Source organism: Micromonospora sp. NPDC047753, assembly GCF_040642735.1.
GTDB lineage: Bacteria > Actinomycetota > Actinomycetes > Mycobacteriales > Micromonosporaceae > Micromonospora.
Genome location: NZ_JBEYSL010000573.1, coordinates 1 through 3,895, shown reverse-complemented (window position 1 = coordinate 3,895; position 3,895 = coordinate 1). Strand labels below are relative to the sequence as shown.

The window sequence follows — 3,895 nt, the reverse complement described above, 5'->3', positions numbered from 1 at the left end:
CGAAGCGCAGCAGCACCTTCCACCACGCCTCGTCGAACACCACCGTGTAGAAGGTGAGGAGAGCCGCGCCGACCAGCACGGCGAGAGCCATGGCGAGGCGATGTCGGCGCGGGGAGTACCGGAATTCCACGACTGACGACGCATCGAGATCGGCCACGGTCGCCCAGTGCCCGGGTGGTCGGTCGGCCAAACGATGCCTCTCCTTCGCTCGGTCGGGCATGGGTTCGTCGGGTTCGTTGGTCGGGGGCTCCCGGTCGGGTGGGATACCCCGATATCGCTGATCTGGAGTGGATCTAGCCCTGAAACAGGCGGTCGGATCGGGTTGCTGTCGTACCCGGTGGTTAGTGTCGATGTCACCGACGGTGTCCGGTCGGCGACAACAGGAGTCGCCCGTGCGCCGCGAGCCGATCAGGAGGCGTGATGCTCATCGACTGCGACGGGTGCGCGAAGCGGGCCGACGGCTGTTCCGGCTGCCCGCTGACCGCCCTGTTCGACGAGACGTCCCCGGCGGCCGGGTTGGTCGCCGCCGAGGTCGAGGCCATCGAGGTGCTCGCCCGGGCCGGCTTCGACGTGGAGGTGCTGGCCGCGCCCGCGCGCCCGGAGGTCGCTCCCCGCCGCCCCGCCCGCCGGGTCGCCTGAGCCTTACACCGCGCCCGGAAGCAGGCTTCTCGCGGGCCATAGGATGAGCGGTCACGGCGGGAGGAGCGGCGCGATGAGCGAGGTACGGCGGGACGACGGCGGGCTCGTCGGCGGCGCTGCGTCCGGTGGCGTTGCGTCCGGTGGCGGCGATCCGGCCCACCGGGCGGTGACGCGGTGACCCCGCGGGGTTGGGCGCTGCTGACCCTGGCCGGGCTGGCCCTCGTGCTGGTCGTGCTGGCCGCGCTGCTCATCCCGTGGCACCGCCCGCCGGCACCCCGTGCCGACCAGCTCGCCGCGCTGGGCGACCTGCCGGCCGAGCAGGTGGCCAAGGGGCGGGAGTTCCGAGCCGCGCTGCGTCCCGGTGGCTACGCCGCGCTCGCCGTCGGGCTGCTGATCGCCCTCGCGCTCGGGTTGACCCCGCTGGGCAGTCGCCTGGTCGAGCTGGTCGGCCGGCCCTTCGGTGGGCACTGGGCAGCGCAGGCTGTGCTCGGCGGGCTGGCGGTGGTGCTCGTCGCCGACCTGGTGACGCTCCCGTTCGCCGCCTGGCGGCAGAGCGTGCTCACCCGCTACGGGTTGAGCACCAACGGCTGGAGCGGCTGGGCTGTCGACCTGCTCAAGTCGTACGCCGTCAGCGCGGTGATCGGCGCGGTGGCGCTGTTCGGCTTCTACGCGGTCATCCGGCTCGCGCCCCGCTGGTGGTGGGCGTTCGGTGCGGCCGGCGCCGCCGTGCTCGTGGTGCTGCTGTCGTTCGTGCTGCCGGTGCTGGTGGAGCCGGTGTTCAACCGGTTCACCCCGATGGAGCAGGGTCCGTTGCGCACCGAGCTGATGAGCATGGCCGCCCGCGACGGGGTGCCGGTGCGTGACGTGCTGGTCGCCGATGCCTCCCGGCGCACCAGGGCGGTCAACGCGTACGTCTCCGGTCTCGGGCCGACCCGACGGGTGGTCGTCTACGACACGCTGCTGCGCGAGGCGACCCCGGCCGAGGTGACCGCCGTCGTGGCGCATGAGTTGGGGCACGCGAAGGACTCCGACGTGGCGGCCGGCACGCTGACCGGGGCGCTGGGTGCCGCGGCCGCTGTGGTGGCGCTCTACCTGCTCGGCTCGTGGGGGCCACTGCTACGGCTGGCCGGTGTCGACTCGGTGGCCCAACCGCGCGCGTTCCCGCTGCTGGTCGCCCTGGTCACGGTGGCCGGGCTGGTTGCCGCCCCGGTGCAGGCGCTGATGTCCCGACGGGTGGAGGCGCGGGCCGACGCGCACGCGCTCGCGCTCACCGGCGACCCGGAGTCCTTCGAGTCGATGCAGCGCCGGCTGGGCTCGGTCAACCTCGGTGACCCCGACCCGCCCCGCTGGGAATACCTCTACTCGGCCTCACACCCGTCCACAGTGGAGCGGATGGCCGCCGCCCGCGCGTACGCCCGGGAGGCCGGCCGATGAACCGCACCCTGCTGATCACCAATGACTTTCCGCCCCGCCCGGGTGGGATCCAGTCGTTCGTGCACCACCTCGCGGTCCGTCAACCGGCCGGCTCGGTGGTCGTCTACGCGTCGAACTGGCGCGGGGCGGCGAAGTTCGACGCCGACCAGCCGTACGAGGTGATCCGGGAGCGCACCCGGGTGTTGCTGCCCACCCCGTTGATCGCCCGCAGGGCGGCCCGGCTGGCTCGCGCGTACGACTGCGACACCGTGTGGTTCGGCGCGGCGGCCCCGTTGGGCCTGCTCGCGGCCGGCCTGCGGCGGCGGGCCGGCATCCGTCGGGTGGTGGCGCAGACCCATGGCCACGAGGTCGGTTGGGCGGCCGTGCCGGCCGCCCGGCCGGCGCTGCGGCGCATCGGTCGGGGTGTGGACGTGACCACCTATCTGGGCGAGTACACCCGCAGCCGGTTGGCCCGGGTGCTGGACGGGGTGACCGAGCTGCGCCGCCTCGCGCCCGGGGTCGATGTGGACACCTACCACCCGAGCGTGGACGGTGAACAGGTCCGGGCCCGGCTCGGTTTGACCGACCGGCCGGTCGTCGTCTGTGTGTCCCGGCTGGTGCCGCGCAAGGGTCAGGACACCCTGATCCGGGCCCTGCCGGAGATCCGCCGCCGGGTGCCCGACGCGGCGCTGCTGATCGTCGGTGGTGGGCCGTACCGGGCGACCCTGGAGAAGCTGGCCCGCCAGGCCGGTGTGGAACGGGATGTGGTGTTCACCGGCACTGTGCCGTCGGTCGAGTTGCCGGCGCACTACGCGGCCGGTGACGTCTACGCGATGCCGTGCCGTACCCGCAACCGTGGCCTCGACGTCGAAGGGCTGGGCATCGTCTACCTGGAGGCATCGGCGACCGGCCTGCCAGTGGTGGCCGGTGACTCCGGGGGAGCGCCGGACGCTGTCCGGGAGGGGGAGACCGGCTACGTCGTGGGCGGCCGGGACATCGCCCAGCTCGCCGACCGGGTCGCCCGGCTGCTCGCCGACCGGGACCTGGCCCGTCAGCTGGGCGCGGCCGGCCGGGCCTGGGTGGAACGGGAGTGGCGCTGGGAGGCGCAGGCGGACCGCATGGCGGCACTGCTCGCCGGCTGATCGCCGCCCGCGTTCAGCTCTCCCGGGCGGGCGCGTAGTGCGGCACGTACTCCTGGCCGGTGAGCTGCTGGATCGCCGCCATCACCTCGTCGGTGACCGTCCGGATGTCTCGCGGCCCGTTGATCCGCTCGGCGACCGGGATCGGCGGGCCGAACCGCAGGGTGATCGGGTGGCGACGGGGCAGCCGCGCGTCGACCGGCAGCACCTCGGCGGTGCCGAGCACACCGACCGGGATGATCGGCACCCCGGCGTCGCGGGCCAGCCGGGTCATCCCGACCCGGCCCCGGTAGAGCCGCCCGTCCGGGGAGCGGGTGCCCTCCGGGTAGACGGCGACCAGGCCGCCGGAGCGGAGTACCGGGACGGCGGCGTCGAGGGCGCGCAGGGCGGCCCGGCCGTCGGAGCGGTCCACCGGGATGGCGCCCATGCCGGCGACGATCCGCCGGTTGAGCCAGCCGCCCGGACCCCGGCCGTTGAAGTACTCGACCTTCGCCCAGAAGGTGACGTGTCGGGGCGTCGAGGTGACGAGAAACAACTCGTCGGCGACGGACAGGTGGTTGCCGGCGAGGATCGCGCCGCCGTGTCGGGGCAGGTGCTCCAGCCCTTCCACACGGGGCTGCCAGCCAAACCGCAGCACGGTGCCGACGGTCAGCTTGGTGACGTCGTACAGCAGGGGCACGTGTCCTCCGGGTCGGTTTTCAGGC

At 73.7% G+C, this 3,895-nt stretch carries 4 protein-coding genes; 3 read left to right on the top strand and 1 reads right to left on the bottom strand.

Features of this window, described 5'->3' with window-relative positions:
* The first annotated feature begins 420 nt into the window (after nt 1–420).
* The 3 genes from ABZ749_RS31120 (at nt 421) to ABZ749_RS31110 (ending at nt 3,194) form a co-directional block, all read left to right on the top strand.
* The gene (locus ABZ749_RS31120) at nt 421–639 is read left to right on the top strand and encodes a hypothetical protein (protein WP_357234041.1); all 219 of its coding nucleotides are present in this window, start codon (nt 421–423) and stop codon (nt 637–639) included.
* 174 nt (nt 640–813) lie between these two features.
* Complete coding sequence (locus ABZ749_RS31115) at nt 814–2,073, top strand: M48 family metalloprotease (protein ID WP_357234038.1); 1,260 nt, start codon at nt 814–816, stop codon at nt 2,071–2,073.
* Nucleotides 2,070–3,194, top strand: a complete 1,125-nt coding sequence (locus tag ABZ749_RS31110; RefSeq protein WP_357234035.1) for a glycosyltransferase family 4 protein — start codon at nt 2,070–2,072, stop codon at nt 3,192–3,194. The genes ABZ749_RS31115 and ABZ749_RS31110 overlap by 4 nt, the downstream gene beginning before the upstream one ends.
* A 13-nt stretch (nt 3,195–3,207) precedes the next feature.
* Here ABZ749_RS31110 and ABZ749_RS31105 read toward each other — a convergent pair whose 3' ends face one another.
* Nucleotides 3,208–3,870 (bottom strand): lysophospholipid acyltransferase family protein, encoded by a 663-nt coding sequence (locus ABZ749_RS31105; protein WP_357234032.1) that lies wholly within the window; start codon nt 3,868–3,870, stop codon nt 3,208–3,210.
* Nucleotides 3,871–3,895 lie beyond the last annotated feature (25 nt).